Annotated in this window: 17 protein-coding genes and 1 pseudogene; 9 read left to right on the forward strand and 9 right to left on the reverse strand. The window is 45.2% G+C overall.

Annotated features, from left to right (window positions below; all coding sequences use genetic code 11):
* Positions 1–33: 33 nt before the first annotated feature.
* The 9 genes and pseudogenes from AB6D93_RS07590 (at position 34) to AB6D93_RS07630 (ending at position 10,768) form a co-directional block, all read left to right on the forward strand.
* Positions 34–660: an HD domain-containing protein gene (locus tag AB6D93_RS07590; RefSeq protein WP_102332244.1), complete on the forward strand. Its 627-nt coding sequence runs from the start codon at positions 34–36 to the stop codon at positions 658–660.
* A 56-nt stretch (positions 661–716) separates the two neighbouring features.
* Positions 717–1,231 (forward strand): annotated as a pseudogene (locus AB6D93_RS07595) (GNAT family N-acetyltransferase).
* Between the two features lie 83 nt (positions 1,232–1,314).
* On the forward strand, positions 1,315–2,001 hold the full coding sequence (locus tag AB6D93_RS07600) for a DNA-3-methyladenine glycosylase I (RefSeq protein WP_017067459.1): 687 nt from the start codon (positions 1,315–1,317) through the stop codon (positions 1,999–2,001).
* A gap of 194 nt (positions 2,002–2,195) precedes the next feature.
* Positions 2,196–2,930: a GntR family transcriptional regulator gene (locus AB6D93_RS07605; RefSeq protein ID WP_017071662.1), complete on the forward strand. Its 735-nt coding sequence runs from the start codon at positions 2,196–2,198 to the stop codon at positions 2,928–2,930.
* A gap of 495 nt (positions 2,931–3,425) precedes the next feature.
* Positions 3,426–4,871, forward strand: coding sequence for a xanthine dehydrogenase small subunit (gene xdhA, locus AB6D93_RS07610; RefSeq protein ID WP_102332245.1), 1,446 nt, complete (start codon positions 3,426–3,428; stop codon positions 4,869–4,871).
* A complete protein-coding gene (gene xdhB, locus AB6D93_RS07615; RefSeq protein WP_102332246.1) occupies positions 4,864–7,269 on the forward strand; it encodes a xanthine dehydrogenase molybdopterin binding subunit in 2,406 nt (801 codons plus the stop codon). The genes xdhA and xdhB overlap by 8 nt, the downstream gene beginning before the upstream one ends.
* A 54-nt stretch (positions 7,270–7,323) precedes the next feature.
* On the forward strand, positions 7,324–8,205 hold the full coding sequence (gene xdhC / locus AB6D93_RS07620; protein ID WP_017061606.1) for a xanthine dehydrogenase accessory protein XdhC: 882 nt from the start codon (positions 7,324–7,326) through the stop codon (positions 8,203–8,205).
* A 59-nt stretch (positions 8,206–8,264) separates the two neighbouring features.
* A complete protein-coding gene (gene guaD / locus AB6D93_RS07625; protein WP_017061605.1) occupies positions 8,265–9,599 on the forward strand; it encodes a guanine deaminase in 1,335 nt (444 codons plus the stop codon).
* A gap of 287 nt (positions 9,600–9,886) precedes the next feature.
* Positions 9,887–10,768 (forward strand): AEC family transporter, encoded by an 882-nt coding sequence (locus AB6D93_RS07630; protein WP_004732869.1) that lies wholly within the window; start codon positions 9,887–9,889, stop codon positions 10,766–10,768.
* A gap of 111 nt (positions 10,769–10,879) precedes the next feature.
* Here AB6D93_RS07630 and AB6D93_RS07635 read toward each other — a convergent pair whose 3' ends face one another.
* The 9 genes from AB6D93_RS07635 to AB6D93_RS07675 all read right to left on the reverse strand — a co-directional run bounded on the left by AB6D93_RS07635 (position 10,880) and on the right by AB6D93_RS07675 (position 16,976).
* Positions 10,880–11,260 carry a carboxymuconolactone decarboxylase family protein gene (locus AB6D93_RS07635; protein ID WP_102332247.1) on the reverse strand — a complete coding sequence of 127 codons (381 nt, stop codon included), beginning with the start codon at positions 11,258–11,260 and terminating at the stop codon, positions 10,880–10,882.
* Between the two features lie 60 nt (positions 11,261–11,320).
* Complete coding sequence (locus AB6D93_RS07640) at positions 11,321–11,677, reverse strand: MerR family transcriptional regulator (RefSeq protein ID WP_017076955.1); 357 nt, start codon at positions 11,675–11,677, stop codon at positions 11,321–11,323.
* 36 nt (positions 11,678–11,713) lie between these two features.
* Entirely contained in the window at positions 11,714–12,232 is a 519-nt protein-coding gene (locus AB6D93_RS07645; protein WP_102332248.1) for a hypothetical protein, read from the reverse strand.
* Positions 12,233–12,480: 248 nt separating this feature from the next.
* Positions 12,481–12,951: a GNAT family N-acetyltransferase gene (locus AB6D93_RS07650; protein WP_102332249.1), complete on the reverse strand. Its 471-nt coding sequence runs from the start codon at positions 12,949–12,951 to the stop codon at positions 12,481–12,483.
* Positions 12,952–13,001: 50 nt separating this feature from the next.
* On the reverse strand, positions 13,002–14,237 hold the full coding sequence (locus AB6D93_RS07655; RefSeq protein ID WP_102332250.1) for an MFS transporter: 1,236 nt from the start codon (positions 14,235–14,237) through the stop codon (positions 13,002–13,004).
* Positions 14,238–14,275: 38 nt separating this feature from the next.
* On the reverse strand, positions 14,276–14,779 hold the full coding sequence (locus AB6D93_RS07660) for an RDD family protein (RefSeq protein WP_102332251.1): 504 nt from the start codon (positions 14,777–14,779) through the stop codon (positions 14,276–14,278).
* Between the two features lie 354 nt (positions 14,780–15,133).
* On the reverse strand, positions 15,134–15,607 hold the full coding sequence (locus AB6D93_RS07665) for a GrpB family protein (RefSeq protein WP_102332252.1): 474 nt from the start codon (positions 15,605–15,607) through the stop codon (positions 15,134–15,136).
* A gap of 16 nt (positions 15,608–15,623) precedes the next feature.
* The gene (locus AB6D93_RS07670; RefSeq protein WP_017069070.1) at positions 15,624–15,863 is read right to left on the reverse strand and encodes a hypothetical protein; all 240 of its coding nucleotides are present in this window, start codon (positions 15,861–15,863) and stop codon (positions 15,624–15,626) included.
* Positions 15,864–16,109: 246 nt separating this feature from the next.
* Positions 16,110–16,976, reverse strand: a complete 867-nt coding sequence (locus AB6D93_RS07675) for a hypothetical protein (protein ID WP_017069069.1) — start codon at positions 16,974–16,976, stop codon at positions 16,110–16,112.
* Positions 16,977–17,059: the final 83 nt, after the last annotated feature.

Consider the following 17,059-nt stretch of genomic DNA (forward strand, 5'->3'; position numbering starts at 1 on the left):
ATTGCTAACGTCTACATAGGGAGAAAGAGACGCGTGAAGGAAAAGTTTGAAGACCAACTGCTTGATTTTGCACAACGAGAAATGACACAAGATGCAGCACACGACATTAGCCACATTAAGCGCGTAGTCAAAACCGCTAAGGCTTTGTGTGCTCAAGAACAGGCTAAGCTTGAAGTCGTTTTACCCGCCGCTTACCTTCATGATTGTTTCACCTTTCCTAAGAACCATCCAGACAGAGCCAAAAGCTCGCAAATGGCAGCAGATAAGGCGATCTCTTTCCTCAAATCTATCGACTACCCCGCGTCCTATCTTGATGAGATCCATCATGCCATTGTCACGCACAGCTACAGTGCCAACATCACACCTGAAACCTTAGAAGCTCAGATCGTCCAAGATGCCGATCGCCTTGATTCTCTCGGTGCAATTGGTATCGCTCGCTGTTTGTATGTGGCTCAGAGCTTTAACGCTGAACTGTATAACCACGAAGACCCGTTCGCGGAACATCGTGACTTAGATGACAAGCATTACAGCGTCGACCACTTCTACGTGAAGCTGTTTAAGCTCGCTGAAACCATGAATACAGAGTCCGCCAAGTTAGAAGCCAACAAGCGAACCGACTACATGCGTGGCTTTCTTGAGCAGTTGGGCGCGGAAGTTTAGCGGTTTAGAGTTAGCAGCTTAGAAAAAGAGACTCGCGATAAGGAAGAGACAAGGATATGGAAATAAACCGCTTTAAAGCCTCCGATGCCAATGAGATCGTCACTTGGTTCACATCACTCGAAGACTATGTACTGTGGGGCGGACGAACCTTTGGTTGGCCGTTAGAAGCCGCCTCCATCATCGAACGCTTCAAGAGCCTCAAGTTGAGCTATATACCTTCTCTGAGTCTAGTGCTCTCTCTGAACTGAATTCGAACGGCAATAACTCAGAACTGATCGGGTTTATGGAGTTTCAACGTATGTCAGACAGTGAACTTCGTTTTTGCCGAGTTGCTATTCACCCAAACCAACGAGGCAAAGGGTTAGGACAATCGATGCTTGAAACGGCCTTAAAGGCGGCGAAAGAAATACCGAATGTCACCACCATCACCTTGGCCGTATTCAAGCAAAACCACGGCGCAAAACGCTGCTACGACAAAGCGGGTTTTGAGGTGGTCGACAAAGAGCCAAGCGTTAAAGAATTTAATGGTAAAACCTGGCCTCTATATCAAATGGAATTAAAGCTTAGCTAGTTCGTTTTAATTACTAGATTTGACCCCATATCATTAAGCATTGGCTACATACTCAAGATACACAGATGTAATTTGGAACCTTCATGACCCAAGAAAAATTCGATACTATTTACCAACGTGCAGCTCACCGCAAAGGCGGAGCGGCCGAACTCGAAAAAATTGTTCGTGCGCCCCTTTCACAAGCCGAGCTATCACAAATCACAGACGATCGTTGGCTAGCCGCCTTTACTGAAAAAGTATTCCAGTGTGGTATTTCATGGAATGTAGTGAGGAAGAAATGGCCGCAATTTGAAGAAGTGTTCTTTGAATTCAATATCGAAAAAATGCTGATGCTGCCGAATGAAATGTGGGAACAAAAAGCGCAAGACCCGCGCATTATTCGCCACCTCACTAAGGTGATGACCATCCCTGCCAATGCCACCATGATCCACAATGCTAAGCGTGAGGCGGATTCCTTCTCACAAATGGTTGCCGACTGGCCATCAGAACGTATCACTGAACTTTGGGATTATCTGAAGAAACACGGCAAGCGATTAGGCGGTAACACTGGTGCCTACACTCTGCGCCAAATGGGTAAAGATACCTTCATCTTGTCATCAGATGTTGAAGCACACCTACGCAGCACCGATGTGGTTGATAGCGGTCGTAACACCAAGCGAGCACAACTGGCAGCGGGTAAAGCCTTCAACGAATGGCAGCAACAGTCAGGTCGTAGCCTGAGCGAAATCAGCCAGATCGTGGCGTACAGCTGCGGCGATAATCGCGTCTAGTTTTAGGGCGAATGACTTAAAGCTCAAGATTGCACACAGTTCCCTGCAAACTAAATGTTATAAGTCATTAACAAATAAGCGTGCATCGCACTTTCATCCGGTGGCATTGTATAGATAAATGTATACAATATAGAGTAACACTCATGAATTATTCTCGACCAACCCAACTCGACTAAACAAGGGCCCTTATCTCTATGACAGCTCTCAAAAATTCTGTCTCCAAAGGTGTAAAAACAAAAGTAACAGGCCAGACTCAAGACGATGTTGTTTACTGCCATATCTTCGACGCGATACTAGAACAAAGGCTGCCACCAGCCACCAAATTAAGCGAAGAAGCGTTAGCAGAAATCTTTAGCGTTAGCCGCACCATTATCCGCCGTGCCTTACTGCGTCTTTCTTTAGAACAAGTTGTGGTGATCCGTCCTAACCGAGGAGCCGTGATTGCTGCGCCAACGGTTGACGAAGCCAAACAAATCTTTAAAGCACGTGAAGTGATGGAAATTGCTATCACTGAGCTGGCGGTGAAAAACGCAACCAAAGCTCAAATAGAAGAATGCAGAAAATTAGTCGCGAAAGAGAACTGTGCTTTCGACCAAGGCGATTACGGCTCTGGCCTACGTTTGTCTGGTGAATTCCACATCAAACTGGCCGAAATGGCCGAAAACGCGCCACTGCTGGCTTTCCAACGCAGCTTGGTGTCGCAAACCTCATTGCTGATCGCTCAATACGAAACGGGCAATCACTCGAACTGCTCTCTAGACGAACACTCTGGCTTGCTGGATGCGATAGAGTCAGGCAACGAACAACAAGCTGTAGAATTGATGCAAGAACATCTAAGCCATATTCGTTCGAAGCTCAACCTAGACAGCAGCACGGCTTCTAGCGACCTGCATGTCGTGTTCTCTGATCTGCTTAAGAGCAAGTCATAGAAGATTCAACAAGCGATTAATAACCATCTGTTAACAACTTTTTGTTAACAGCTTTTCGTTAACAGCTTTTCGTTAACAGCTTTTTATTAACAATACAGAAGAGAAGTAAGCCTCTGCGTTTACTTCTCTTTTTTATGCCCTCTCCCCTAAAAATAAAGACGACGATCGGCTCACATCCATCTAAAACACTGCCTATTCTAGCCTCAACAACGATCTTAGCCACTATAGAATCACTTCCCACAGTGCCATAAATCTTGCCTTTATCTTGTATACATAGCTATCAATTCATTCACATCATAAAACTGTTCGCTTTTAATTCAACCCCTTATAAAACAAGCAACTAAAGTTAAAATAAAATTGTACACAATCCCTACAAAAGACTATTTGTTGCATTTTTGTAAATAAATAGTTGACCACAGGGTCAGGATGGATAATTATTGACCTAGAAGTCAAAAAGAATACACATGGAAATATGTCGATTTACAAGGAGGTCTCTTGATTACTTTTTTGCTCAATCAGGAAATAAGACGTGAAGATAATCTGTCGCCAAATATGACTGTGCTCAACTACCTTCGTACCAAGGTTAATAAAACGGGTACAAAAGAAGGTTGTGGGTCGGGTGACTGTGGTGCATGTACGGTAGTTCTGGGTGAAGTGGTTGATGGGCAGCTGCAATACCGCTCGGTGAACTCTTGCCTAACTTTCGTTTCAGCGCTGCATGGCAAGCAACTGATCACCGTAGAAGATCTACAAAACCGAGATCGCTCTTTGCACCCAGTGCAGAAAGCGGTGGTGGATTTTCACGGTTCACAGTGTGGTTACTGCACACCAGGCTTCATCATGTCGATGTTTGCGCTAGGCAAAAACAAACCCGATGCGAGCAAAGAAGACGTCATGGAATCACTGGCGGGTAACCTATGTCGTTGTACAGGCTACCGACCAATTGTTGATGCTGCGATGTCACTTTCAACAGACCAACCTTTGATCGACCAATTTGCTGAACTTGAACGCAACACCATCAAGAAGCTAGAAAGTATTCAAGACACCGAGGCCAACTTACGCCTTGGTCACCTCACCGCTTTTTCCCCGAAAAGCACTGATGAGCTGGCCAAGCTGTTTCAAGCACACCCGAACGCTAAGCTGGTTGCTGGCGGTACGGATTTAGCGTTGGAAGTCACACAATTCCATCGCGAGATTGAAACACTGATCAGCGTAAACCTTGTTGAAGACATGAAGGTATGCGAAGAGACCGACACCGATTTAATCATTGGTGCCAATCTGCCTATCAGTGACTCTTACGCACTACTGAAAAAGCACTATCCAGATTTTGGTGAGCTACTGCACCGCTTTGCTTCACTGCAAGTGCGTAACCAAGGCACCATTGGCGGTAATGTGGCGAATGCTTCACCTATCGGTGATACCCCTCCTCTGCTGATTGCTTTGGACGCGAAAATCAAACTTCGCTGCGGAGACGAGTCACGCACTATGCCGATAGAAGATTACTTCATCAGCTACAAAGTGACGGCGCAAAAAGAGAGTGAATTCATCGAACAGATCATCATTCCTAAGCCAACCAACGACAGCTTCCGAGCTTACAAAGTGTCGAAACGTTTAGACGACGACATCTCTGCGGTGTGTGGCGCGTTTGATATTCAAATTGAAGATGGCAAGGTTTCTTACGCTCGTATCGCTTTCGGCGGTATGGCAGCAACGCCTAAGCGTGCAACTCGTTGTGAAAATACGTTATTAGGCAAACCGTGGACAGACGCTAATATTAAGTTAGCGATGCAGGAACTGTATAACGACTTTGAGCCGCTATCCGATTTCCGTGCAAGCCAAGAATATCGTTCATTGTCGGCAGCAAATATGTTGCGTCGTTACTTCATTGAACAACAGAACAAAAACAACCAAATCGAAACAAGGGTAACGTCTTATGTCTAAATCAAATTCCTCTGGTCACAAGAGCAATGCGATGACCCACGAAGAGATGGTTACCATTGCAAAACAAGACCTTAAAACTGGCGTAGGTAAAAGCGTTAAACACGACAGTGCAGCCAAGCAAGTAACGGGCGAAGCGGTATACATTGACGACCGCCTTGAGTTCCCAAATCAACTGCACGTTTACGCACGCCTGAGCACTCAAGCACACGCCAACATCACCAAGATAGATTTATCACCGTGTTACGAATTTGAAGGCGTGGCGATTGCCATTCAAGCCAAAGACGTACCGGGTGAACTGGATATCGGTGCAATTCTTCCGGGTGACCCACTGCTTGCCGATGGCAAAGTAGAATACTACGGCCAACCTGTGATTGCCGTGGCAGCCAACGATTTAGAAACGGCACGCAAAGCCGCACATGCAGCCATTATTGAATACGAAGAGCTACCAGCCATTCTTGATGTAAAAGAAGCGCTAGAGAAAGAGCACTTCGTCACAGAAAGCCACACTCAACAACGTGGTGATTCAAAAGCGGCGCTGGCAAAAGCAAAACACGTGATCTCTGGTGACCTAGAGATCGGTGGACAAGAACACTTCTACCTAGAAACTCAAATCAGTAGCGTAATGCCAACCGAAGATGGCGGCATGATCGTGTACACCTCGACTCAAAACCCGACCGAAGTTCAAAAACTGGTTGCGGAAGTGATTGGCGTACCAATGCACAAAGTCGTGATTGATATGCGTCGTATGGGTGGTGGTTTCGGTGGTAAAGAGACTCAAGCGGCCTCTCCAGCGTGTATGGCTGCGGTTATTGCTCACCTCACCGGTCGTCCAACCAAAATGCGTTTGCTGCGCAATGAAGACATGCAGCAAACCGGTAAACGCCACCCGTTCTACAATCAATACACGGTCGGTTTTGACGACAATGGTGTGATTCAAGGTGCCGATATTACCGTTGCAGGTAACTGTGGTTACTCGCCAGACTTATCAAGCTCTATTGTCGACCGCGCAATGTTCCACTCAGACAACGCCTATTACCTAGGTGATGCAACTGTGGTTGGTCATCGATGCAAAACCAATACCGCATCGAACACCGCTTACCGTGGCTTTGGTGGCCCGCAAGGCATGATGACCATTGAACACATCATGGACGAGATTGCGCGTTACCTGAAAAAAGATCCTTTGGAAGTACGTAAGGCGAACTACTACGGTGAAGAAGGCCGTAACGTGACCCATTACTACCAAACCGTTGAAGACAACTTTTTACCTGAGATAACCGAACAGCTTGAACGCAGCAGTGACTATCACGCACGTCGTAAAGACATTGCAGAGTTCAACAAGCAAAGCCCTATCTTGAAGAAAGGCCTTGCTATCACGCCAGTGAAATTCGGAATCTCGTTTACTGCGACTTTCTTGAACCAAGCAGGTGCGCTCATCCATATCTACACCGATGGCAGTATTCATTTGAATCACGGTGGTACGGAAATGGGGCAAGGCTTGAACATCAAAGTGGCACAAATCGTTGCACAGGAGTTCCAAGTCGATGTCGAACGTATCCAGATCACCGCTACAAACACAGACAAAGTTCCGAACACATCACCAACCGCAGCCTCATCGGGCACCGACCTCAACGGTAAGGCCGCGCAAAACGCCGCAATGACCATTAAGCAGCGCCTGATTGACTTCGCTTCTTCGCACTTCAAAGTGTGGCCTGAAGAGGTGATATTTAAGAACGGCATGGTGCAGATCCGCGACGAGATCATGACCTTCAACTCGTTTGTTGAACTGGCTTGGTTTAACCAAATATCGCTATCGAGCACTGGTTTCTACCGCACTCCGAAGATCTATTACGATCACGAGAAAGCACGCGGTCGCCCGTTCTACTACTACGCGTATGGTGCCTCTTGCTCAGAGGTTATCGTCGATACGTTAACCGGTGAAAACAAGATCCTGCGCGTCGATATTTTGCATGACGTGGGCGCTTCACTGAACCCAGCAATTGATATCGGCCAAGTCGAAGGTGGCTTTGTGCAAGGTGTCGGTTGGTTAACCACGGAAGAGTTGGTTTGGAACCAGCAAGGCCGCTTGATGACCAATGGTCCTGCGAGTTACAAGATCCCAGCGATTGCTGATATGCCAATTGATTTCAGAACGCATCTTTTAGAAAACCGTAACAACCCAGAAGACACCGTCTTCAACTCGAAAGCCGTGGGTGAACCGCCTTTCATGTTGGGTATGTCGGTATGGAGCGCACTGAAAGACGCAATCAGCTATGTCGCCGTCGATGGCGCGATTCCTAAGCTCAACACACCTGCAACGCCAGAACGTATTCTGATGGCGATTCAGAAAGTCACTGAAACGGCTCCGACTTCGGTCGATGCTCAATCAGAAACGGCTTAGGGCTCATATCGATCGTTTAGCTTGGGAAGCATAAAAAAGGATTTAGGAGGACATATGTTTAAGGATAATTGGATTCACGAACTGGCAAAACTGGAAGAGAACTACGAACCATGTGTGATGGTGACGGTTCTTGAAGACAGAGGTTCCGTTCCACGCGATGCGGGTACCAAAATGCTTGTCACTCGTGACCGAATCATCGCTACGATTGGTGGTGGTCACCTTGAACATGTGGCCACTAAAATGGCGCGTGAGATGCTGATTGCCAGCGAGAAATCACTCAAAGTAGAACGCTTCAACCTAGGCGCTCGCTTAGGCCAATGTTGTGGTGGAATGGCAACGTTAAGCTTTGAACCGATTGGCACTCAGCAGAACCATCTTGTGCTGTTTGGCGCAGGTCATGTTGCCAAAGCGCTGCTGCACATTGTGGCGACCCTACCCTTCCGCGTGACCTGGATTGATGAACGCGAAGAAGTATTCCCTGAAGCGCTACCACACGGTGTGAAGAAGCTTGTCTCAGACGATCCGGTTGGCGAAGTGAAACACATGCCACCGAACAGCTATTACCTAGTGATGACGCACAACCACCAGCTCGATTTTGACCTAACCAAAGCCATTATCGACCGTGAAGACAGCCGTTACTTTGGCATGATTGGATCGCTCACTAAGCGCAAGAAGTTCGATTTCCGCTTAGAGCAACGCGGCTATAGCCAAGAACAAATTGAAACCATGCTTTGCCCGATTGGTATTAGTGCGGTGAATGGCAAACATCCTGCGGAAATCGCAGTATCGGTTGCCGGTGAACTGATCGCACACTATCAAGGCCAAGCACTTGAACAAAAGCGCCCAACCAAACAATATCGAAATCAGGATTTGACCGATCAACACAGTCAACCAAGCGACGTAGGCGAACCACCATTGGAAGAGAAGATCGCCTAATAAAAGTCGCAAAGCTTCAGTGGCCATAACGTCGCTGAAGTCATTAAAAGGAAGTAAACATGACAACGCAACGCAAAGCTTATCGCGCCAGCATTTTACACAGCGTCGCCGACCCAAAAGATGTCGGTATCGATGAGTCTTACGACTATTTTGAAGACGGTGTTTTAGTGGTTGAGAACGGCCATGTCGTCGACCTAGGGCATGCCGACGAGGTATTAGCTCGCCAACCTAAAACACTCGAAGTAAAAGAATACAAAGACAAGCTGATCACCTCTGGCTTTATTGATACGCACATCCACTACCCTCAAACAGGGATGATCGCGTCTTACGGTGAGCAGCTTCTTGATTGGTTAGAAAACTACACCTTCCCAGAAGAAAAACGCTTCAAAAACCCAGTTTATGCACACAAAGTGGCGAAGCTATTCCTAGACGAATTAGCAAGCAACGGCACCACCACGGCACTGGTGTTTGGTACCGTACACAAAGAGTCGGTTAACGTATTCTTTGAAGAAGCTGAGAAGCGTAACCTACGCATGATTGCAGGTAAGGTATTGATGGATCGCAACGCGCCTGATTACCTCACCGACACACCGGAATCTGGCTATGCAGACTCCAAGGAACTGATTGAAAAATGGCATAACCGCAGCCGTTTGCTTTACGCGGTGACACCTCGTTTTGCGCCAACCAGCACACCAGAGCAACTTGCTACTGTCGGTAAACTGCTAGAAGAATATCCAGACGTGTACATGCACACTCACCTTTCTGAAAACGAGAAAGAGATCGAGTGGGTGAAATCGCTGTTCCCAGAGCGCGACAGTTACCTAGATGTGTATGACCATTACGGACTACTTCACAAACGTTCGGTATTTGCTCATGGTATTCACCTTTCTGATTGTGAATGTAAACGCCTTGCCGATACTGAATCTGCCATCGCCTTTTGCCCAACTTCTAACCTTTTCTTAGGTTCGGGTTTGTTCCGATTACCAGAGATGGAAGAACACGGTATTCGTGTCGGCGTGGGTACTGATGTAGGCGCAGGCACCAGCTTCTCAATCCTGCAAACAATGAGTGAAGCGTACAAGATCATGCAGTTACAGCATAAGAAACTGCACCCAGCTAAGTCGCTGTTCTTGGCAACGCTAGGCGGTGCACGTTCGCTGCATTTAGAAGACAAGATTGGTAACTTGGAAGTCGGCAAAGAAGCGGATTTCGTAGTGTTGGATCTACACGCAACTCAGCTGATGCGCTTTAGAATGGAACAAACCACCAAGCTTGAAGAGAAGTTGTTTGTGCTAATGAGTTTGGGTGACGACAGAACCGTTAGCGAGACTTACATCTACGGCGAAAAGGCCTACGATGTGAACTTCAAAGATTACAAAAAGCTCGTTAGTTAGGCTTAAAACCGAGTAACAATCGCTAGACAGCGGCAGCCGTCGTTAATTAAAAATCCGTCCAGATTTATCTAGCCTTTAAAGACCAGTTGCTGATGCCACTGGTCTTTTTTGTGCTTCATTCAAAGAAATATAAATTAACCGCTCACAGACAACGATCTTCGGTGACGCCAAGTCATTATATTGATAGGTTAATGTTTATACATTTCGACTTCATACTTCACTTTAGCGTCTCTCCAAAACATTCGTTTATCAGCTAAATGGAAGCACTACATCTAGAAAGGAATTCTATGTTCGAACAGGTCGTCAGCATTCTGTTTCCCGTTTTTGCTTTAGCCAGTGCTGGCTTTGCGGTAGGTCGTTGGCTCAAGCCCGATTTCAAACCGATCAATCGCATCAACATGGATGTATGTATTCCTGCTTTGGTGTTTGCATCGCTGACCACCATGCCTCTCGACACCGAACAACTACCACTCATCACCGCTTCTTTGGTTGCGGTGTTGGTGCCAGCACTATTGATGATTCCAATCTGTAAAATCTTTAAGCTCAACTTCAAAGCTTGGGCTCCGCCACACATGTTTCGCAACAGTGGCAACCTCGCGATCCCTCTGTTCACGTATACCTTTGGCGAGAGCGCATTAGCCCCTGCAGTACTGCTGTTTGTGGTATCGGCGTGTGTCCATATTAGTGTGGGGTTAGCGTTACTAAGTGAAGGCAATCCGATCAAGCAGATCCTCAAGATGCCGATATTCTTAGCCGCAGCATTAGCGATGACGCTCAACCTGTCTGGCATTGCAGTATGGAATCCAATCTACGAAGCAACATCGCTACTCGGCCAAGCAGCCGTGCCCATCATGCTGTTGTCGTTGGGTTCGCAAATGGTGAACTTGAAGCTAAGCGGACTCAAAGTTGGCTTGCTGTGTACGGCTCAATCGCTGTTTACTGGTGCCATCGCCTTTGCCATCATCTACTTCTTTATTCCGCTGCCTACGTTGCACCTACAGATGATGGTGCTGTTCACCATGCTGCCACCCGCCGTGATGAACTACCTGTTCGCAGAAAGGTTCAATGTCGAGCCGCCTAAAGTCGCATCTATGGTGTTGTTCGGTAACTTCCTAAGTGTGGTCACCTTGCCTATCTTGTTGTCATTCGCGCTGTCTATGTCATCTTAAAGAACCGCGAACCTTCAGGTTTACGACCTTTAAAACTTAGCCAATCAATAAAAAGGGAGCGCAACTTAGCAAAGTTGACGCTCCCTTTTCAGACTATATTTTCTATTTATCTCAAGCTGTGCCTCTCTCCGCAAGCACCTCTTTAAATGCGAACATGCCATTTAACGCAGCTGGGAACCCCGCATACACCGACATCTGCAGTATCACTTCTTTAATCTCTTCCTCGCTACATCCAACATTGAGTGCCGCATTCAAATGCACCTTAAGCTGAGAGGCACAATTGCCGAGTGCAGTAAGGGCAGCGACGGTCGCGATCTCTCGTGATTTCAAATCCAAACCGGGGCGTGAATAGATATCACCAAAAGGATACTCGATAGTATATTTTGCAAGATCAGGGCAGATGTCTTGCAGGCTCTCGATAACCTGTTGCCCTGCTTCTCCGTCGATATGATTAAGTCTTTCTAAGCCAATGTCGAAACGTGATTGATTCATGAGTTTGTTCCTGTATTTATAGTTCACAGGAACACCTTACAAGTTAGAGTCGACTCTAAGTCAACGGACTTTTCCATCTCGATACAAACTAATTTTTTGCTCTAGCGCAGCCAGATGCTTTTGCTGCTCTTCGATATGGGACCTCAAATTCTGTTGATGTTGTTCGAGCAACACTTGGCGCTGCGAAGTCGATTCCGGCCCTAACTCCCTTAGCTTTGCGTATTCTAGAATCTCATCCAGTGGCATTGCGGTGTCTTTTAAGCGCTTCACGAACTCAATCCAGGTAACGTCCTTCGATGTATAGACTCGATGACCGCTACTGTTCCGCTGAACATTTTTCAACAAGCCGATTTTTTCATAGTAGCGAAGCGTGTGAGCCGACAAACCCACCAACTGAGAAAACTCACTCACATTCATTACTTCACCTTTTCTATCTGGGTATAGGAACTCAAACTATGCGCACTTATCTAATTTGAGCTCTGCGGTGACTTTCGTCAAACGTAACGCAATCGCAAAACACACTAAGTAAGGACTCACATACCAAAAGATACTTTCTAGTGGCTGCTTCACCTGCGCTTCTCTGGTTTTTATGTATTGGTTTTTCTGCATCTCATACTGACTCAGCATACCATCCACCCACACGGCATCACTTTCCACCAGCGATACGCTAGGCGCAGGAACCGTAAAATCCGATGCGTTGGGTAACAAGGTGAAATCGACATCTTTGAACGTGATAGCTGTATCCAAATACCACAAACACGCTTCGTGGTGCTGAGCGTGATTATCTAAAGATGGTTGACCGGTGCAGGTATCACTTCGCAGCTTATCCAAAGAAAACTGCTGAACCGATTCTAAAATCGCCACCGCTCTGGTTTGTTCGGTTTCAACCCAATCACCCGCTACTTTCGCACGAATCTCAGACACTGCACCCAGCATCCCGATACCCGCCAAGAACGGCCATAAATAATCCATAAGCTTCCACTTTCGTCGGCTCAAGTTGAACCCACACCAAATCGGAAGATGAAAAAGGAGCGTTAGCCCAAGCGATAGCAAAACGAAATTCAAGGAGCTAGAGAGCATGAGTTCGCTATCAAAGAAGTTCTTCATAATGAGAGACTTGCCTGTGTAACAAAGAGAAATTTGATACTAGGTTCGATATTTGAAAAGAGTGTAAGAGGAAAGTAAAAACAGCACCAACAATTGGCGTTGGCGCTGTTTATTTAAGCAACTAACGGCTTTTCCATCGGGATGCAGTCGAGGCTAATACCTCTAGGCGAGTGATAAGTGGAAAGTTCATCACCGATAAAACCACACGAACGATAAAATTCCGCAGCATTCAGGGTCGATTCTAGCTTCATTAACGGCAAGTTGTGTTGAATCGCGAGTTCCTCTAAGAACTGCAACATCTGCTTCGCTGCGCCTTTTCCGGAAAAATCTGGGTCCACAAAAATAGCATCAATCATACCGGTTTCGATGTTGATTTTACCGCTGCCAATCACTCGGTCATCGACTTGTGAAACGTGAAAAGTTTGGACTACATCGCTTATGAATCCATCAGACATTCCACCCTGCGTCCATATTGACAGCTGTTCTTCTGAGTAATAAGCCGAGCACTTGTCGACAATGGCACGGCTTCGAATATCGAAAATATCCTGAGCATCAGACTCAACCGCTTTTCTAATTGTGATCATAAGCCTACCTCTGGTGACTAAAAGATACTACTTGCTAGTAAATCGAATAACTACTCGGTGACTAACGTTGGAGATTGCTTCCCCTTAGCTGACATAAGATAAAAACCAACGGCACCAACAACTGAAATTAATATCACACTAAACCAAGTGAAAGTGTACCCATAATCATCGATAAAGTAGCCAATCACGATAAAACTAGGCATAACGAAAACCGTTCGCAAGGTAATGAGCACGCCTTGAATGCGTCCACGATGACTCGAAGGGGAGTTGTTTGCTAGATATATGCCCTCTTTTGTCAAAAGAAGAACCTCGCCCGCAGATAGAAATAGCCAAGCAAAAAAATGAACAGGAATGTTGGGAAACAACATGACGAGCATATAACCAAAGGCAAACATAAAGCCTGCATAAGCAAGGCTTACGGTTTCAGCCTTACCTGACGTGAACTTCATTAAGATTGGCGTAATCAGCACCACTACAACACAAGCGTAAGTCATGAGTTGCCCGAAAATAATTGGGCCTTGCTCTCCAAACACATGGCTCAAATACAATGGACTCGCCATAGTCATTTGATTTAGCGAATACCACAGCAATCCACATAGAAAAGTGAACAACAAAAGCCGTGGCCTTGATTTTAAAACTGACCAAACCGAACCAGAAACGGGCTGTTCCAGTTCACTCTCGCTGGTCGATTCCGTTCCAGGTTGCAACTTCACAAATGCAGCCACAATAAAAACACAAAAAAGAGCCGCAAAACCGTTGCCGAAAAATATCCAGTCAGTGTGATTCCAGAACAAGTACCCAGCCATAACAGGACCAAGAGCTGAACCAAAGTTATAGGCTAGATAACTCAGTGACATGACTGCATCACGATTCTGAGGGGTAGAAAGGTCCGCAACTAAAGCATTACTCGCGGGCAACGCTAAACCGCCAAAGAAATAGGCACAAAACAAAAACACAGGTACAACTACCGGAGCATCGGCAAAGAAACCACAAATAATCAATAATACAGCACACATAAACTCGCCAAACACCATGACCCGCTTATGTCCCAACCTATCCGCTAATCTCCCACCTAAAAAGCTCCCTAAAAGGTAAGAGCCCGTCACACCCATGGCAAGGGAACCTGCGACTGTTGCGGAATAACCCAACTTATCGGTTAACAGTAAGACTAAAAATGGAACGATAAAGTTACCCATTCCCAGAATCATTCTAGCCAGTGCTAAATAATAGATATTATTCGGTAAATATCTATAAATAGAAATGGCTGAGAAAAGCTTATGAATCATGAAGTTCCTAAAGTATGTAAGTGCTTGATTATGAATTTCTATTCGATAGTACTGAAATCGAGATTTCTAGGAACAGCAACACTAACAACCTGACTTCCCGCGATTAAGTCATGCAAGCAGCGTCTGTTTTTACGGAAAACAAACAGGTAATTAAGAATCGATATATATTGACCAATAACAGGAATATAAACAAAGATGTTCATAGGTAAAATTCGTTTGATCATTATGTTGAATAGCCCTAGTTGCTTGCCATCCATATCAACAATCGCAATTTCCATTACATTTTTACCGATCGTTTGTCCCTTCTTTTGCAGTAAGTAGCCATTACACAAGAGGAATATCACCCAGCCATAAACAAACATCATGATTTGTTCATGTAACTCTATGACTCCATTAGAAACGGCTCGATCGAACAAATCGGTATATAGGACCACTGGAATCATAGCAGCTGCATAAATGAGGCCGTCGATAACAAACGCCCAAAACCGAGACCATCGAGACGCGAGTACAATTGCAGGGGTATTTTCTATTACTTCAGACATGTCCTTTCCTAAGGTGGTATTGATTATTGGCGTAGAGCAATCGATTTTTGATAGCGCCAAGTTGATGTACTAATAGACAAATCTTGAAATTAGTCCGAAAGAAAACACTTTGCTTTCAATGGATAAGTCACTATTTATAAAATCATGCGAAACATAACACAAACCAATACCTCCACTAATACCCTATGCAATATGTGTGAGCGTAGTTGCGTAAATTTAAGCGATTAAACCGTGGTAAGATAGTTTGAAGGAAATTTAAGAGGGTCAATCTTCAGAGGTAATGTTTTTTGACTTAACACACTGTATTAATAAAACTTTTGTTAATTGGACAATTAGAGGTGAGGGGCACTGTTGCTATTTCAGATCCAGCACATGCTCGATAAAAGTCGACTTCTTTCCACGGTACTTTTCTTGAGACCAACCTTCACAAGACATTTTGAGGGTGTTGTATTGCTGAACTAATACCGGATTCGCACGTAGCTTGTCGCGAAACCTTAGAAAGCATTCGAACTCAGAACCATTGGCCACCACTTGCAAGGCCACATCATCCCCTGATGTAGGCTCCAACATACACAGTTCCGGCGTTCTTAAGGTATCGAGTTTCTCATTGAAGCCGAGTGTTGTGAGTCTCTCTATAGCATCCTCAAGTTCGACAAGCTCAACACCTACGAAGATATCCAAATCGCCCTTAGACACGGCTGATGGAATAGAAGATGCGCCTACGTGCTCAACTCTCGCGTTAGGGATTAGCTTTTTGATGTCACGTTCGTATCGGATAAACAGCTCGTTGCAAGCTGCTTGGTATTGTTCCGCGGGGTAAAATTTCATATATCCTTACTCCGAATCACAAACTATTGAACACACCAATTGCTAACAGAAACAACACGATGCTAATAGCTCCGATATAAGAGATTCTGGTTCGCTCTTTTTCAGTTGGAATCAGTGGGGGAAAGCGCCCTAGTGTGAATACTTTACAGACTATCCAGCCAGCTCCATAACCAATGAACTCAATCAATATCGACTGAAACATATACCTAAAGAATGAGCTCAATGCCCTAAAATACGCGACTATCAAGTCTTCCATTTTTTGTCCTAACCAAAGTCAATTTGGGCTAAAAATGCCACGTGTAGATATTCATATCAAGAACCTTATACAGGACTACATACGGAATTGGCCACTTGGTACTTGGTTAGATATCCAGAATTGTACAATGAGGAAAGAGATAAATAGCGCCAATAAATAAAACTGACGCTTAACGTTCAGTTAGAAGTTTGGGGAAATTTCGATAGCACATTGAGGGTTTCAATTTCATTTTGTCTAAGTAACAAACTACCGACGACCAAAATTTACTTTCAAGACATTATGATGTTCAGTCTGCTCAACCAGATTTTGACGTTTCCAAACCGGGTTTTGCTTCCAGTACAAACCTGTTTTTTGAATTAATATGCCGCCACCACAATGTGAAGATAAGCTCCCTGTCATTTGTATACCACCAATCTGTGAACTGTCAGGAGTAAGTTCGATTCTTGTCCCCGCGATCGTCATATTGACTTCTACAGCAGTTATTGGAAAGGTCAAGTCATCGAACACATTATAACCATACTTCTTAATTGCTTGTTCTTTACTTTTAAGCTCTATAAAACGCAAGTATAGATAGTCTCCATTAGGGTAACTAACCTCTAGCTCTTTCCCTTGAGGAGGACTTCTTAAATCAATTGGTGAGCCGATGTTTTCCCAAGAATTATCTTCAATTATAATTCGCTCTTCTGGCTCTAAACTCAGCATATTTACATTCAGCCGCAAATAACCATGTTCGTCTCGTACTAATGAAACTAGGTCTACATTATCGATAGTAATTATCTTTGGCGTTTCATAATAAAAGTTGCCACCTACAACTGCTAACAAGTCCTTACGTAGCCAGTCCAGACTTCCCTTAACCAAATCTGCATTTACCTTATCTCTTTTTAAAGCATGGAGCTGATCCACCGTATAAGCTCCACCATCTGCTTTCTTATGATGTTGTGCACACAAAGCGATCATACCTTCAGGCTCATTATGAGCTCTCACGCTTACTGGAGGATCAAAGTGATGGTATTCAAGGTAAGGGTTTCCACACCCTTTTACTGGACAGCCAAAACCAACTTCTGTGCGAAGCACCTTTTTTATCGCCTTAGGGATAGGCTTTCGTCCCGACATATATCGTAACTCCAACTTTGAATAGTATTTAAGGTAAATCGAACATATAGTTCTGCCCGCATTTAAGCGAATATCACTAATAG

This window comes from Vibrio sp. 10N.247.310.23 (assembly GCF_041467155.1).
GTDB lineage: Bacteria > Pseudomonadota > Gammaproteobacteria > Enterobacterales > Vibrionaceae > Vibrio > Vibrio crassostreae_C.

Coding starts and splice junctions, on each gene's coding strand:
- AB6D93_RS07600 (WP_017067459.1), top strand. CDS start 1,315: ATGACCCAAGAAAAATTCGATACTATTTACCAACGTGCAGCTCACCGC.
- AB6D93_RS07660 (WP_102332251.1), bottom strand. CDS start 14,779: ATGTCTGAAGTAATAGAAAATACCCCTGCAATTGTACTCGCGTCTCGA.
- AB6D93_RS07635 (WP_102332247.1), bottom strand. CDS start 11,260: ATGAATCAATCACGTTTCGACATTGGCTTAGAAAGACTTAATCATATC.
- guaD (WP_017061605.1), top strand. CDS start 8,265: ATGACAACGCAACGCAAAGCTTATCGCGCCAGCATTTTACACAGCGTC.
- AB6D93_RS07640 (WP_017076955.1), bottom strand. CDS start 11,677: ATGAATGTGAGTGAGTTTTCTCAGTTGGTGGGTTTGTCGGCTCACACG.
- AB6D93_RS07675 (WP_017069069.1), bottom strand. CDS start 16,976: ATGTCGGGACGAAAGCCTATCCCTAAGGCGATAAAAAAGGTGCTTCGC.
- AB6D93_RS07665 (WP_102332252.1), bottom strand. CDS start 15,607: ATGAAATTTTACCCCGCGGAACAATACCAAGCAGCTTGCAACGAGCTG.
- AB6D93_RS07605 (WP_017071662.1), top strand. CDS start 2,196: ATGACAGCTCTCAAAAATTCTGTCTCCAAAGGTGTAAAAACAAAAGTA.
- AB6D93_RS07670 (WP_017069070.1), bottom strand. CDS start 15,863: ATGGAAGACTTGATAGTCGCGTATTTTAGGGCATTGAGCTCATTCTTT.
- AB6D93_RS07650 (WP_102332249.1), bottom strand. CDS start 12,951: ATGATCACAATTAGAAAAGCGGTTGAGTCTGATGCTCAGGATATTTTC.
- AB6D93_RS07630 (WP_004732869.1), top strand. CDS start 9,887: ATGTTCGAACAGGTCGTCAGCATTCTGTTTCCCGTTTTTGCTTTAGCC.
- xdhC (WP_017061606.1), top strand. CDS start 7,324: ATGTTTAAGGATAATTGGATTCACGAACTGGCAAAACTGGAAGAGAAC.
- xdhB (WP_102332246.1), top strand. CDS start 4,864: ATGTCTAAATCAAATTCCTCTGGTCACAAGAGCAATGCGATGACCCAC.
- AB6D93_RS07645 (WP_102332248.1), bottom strand. CDS start 12,232: ATGGATTATTTATGGCCGTTCTTGGCGGGTATCGGGATGCTGGGTGCA.
- AB6D93_RS07655 (WP_102332250.1), bottom strand. CDS start 14,237: ATGATTCATAAGCTTTTCTCAGCCATTTCTATTTATAGATATTTACCG.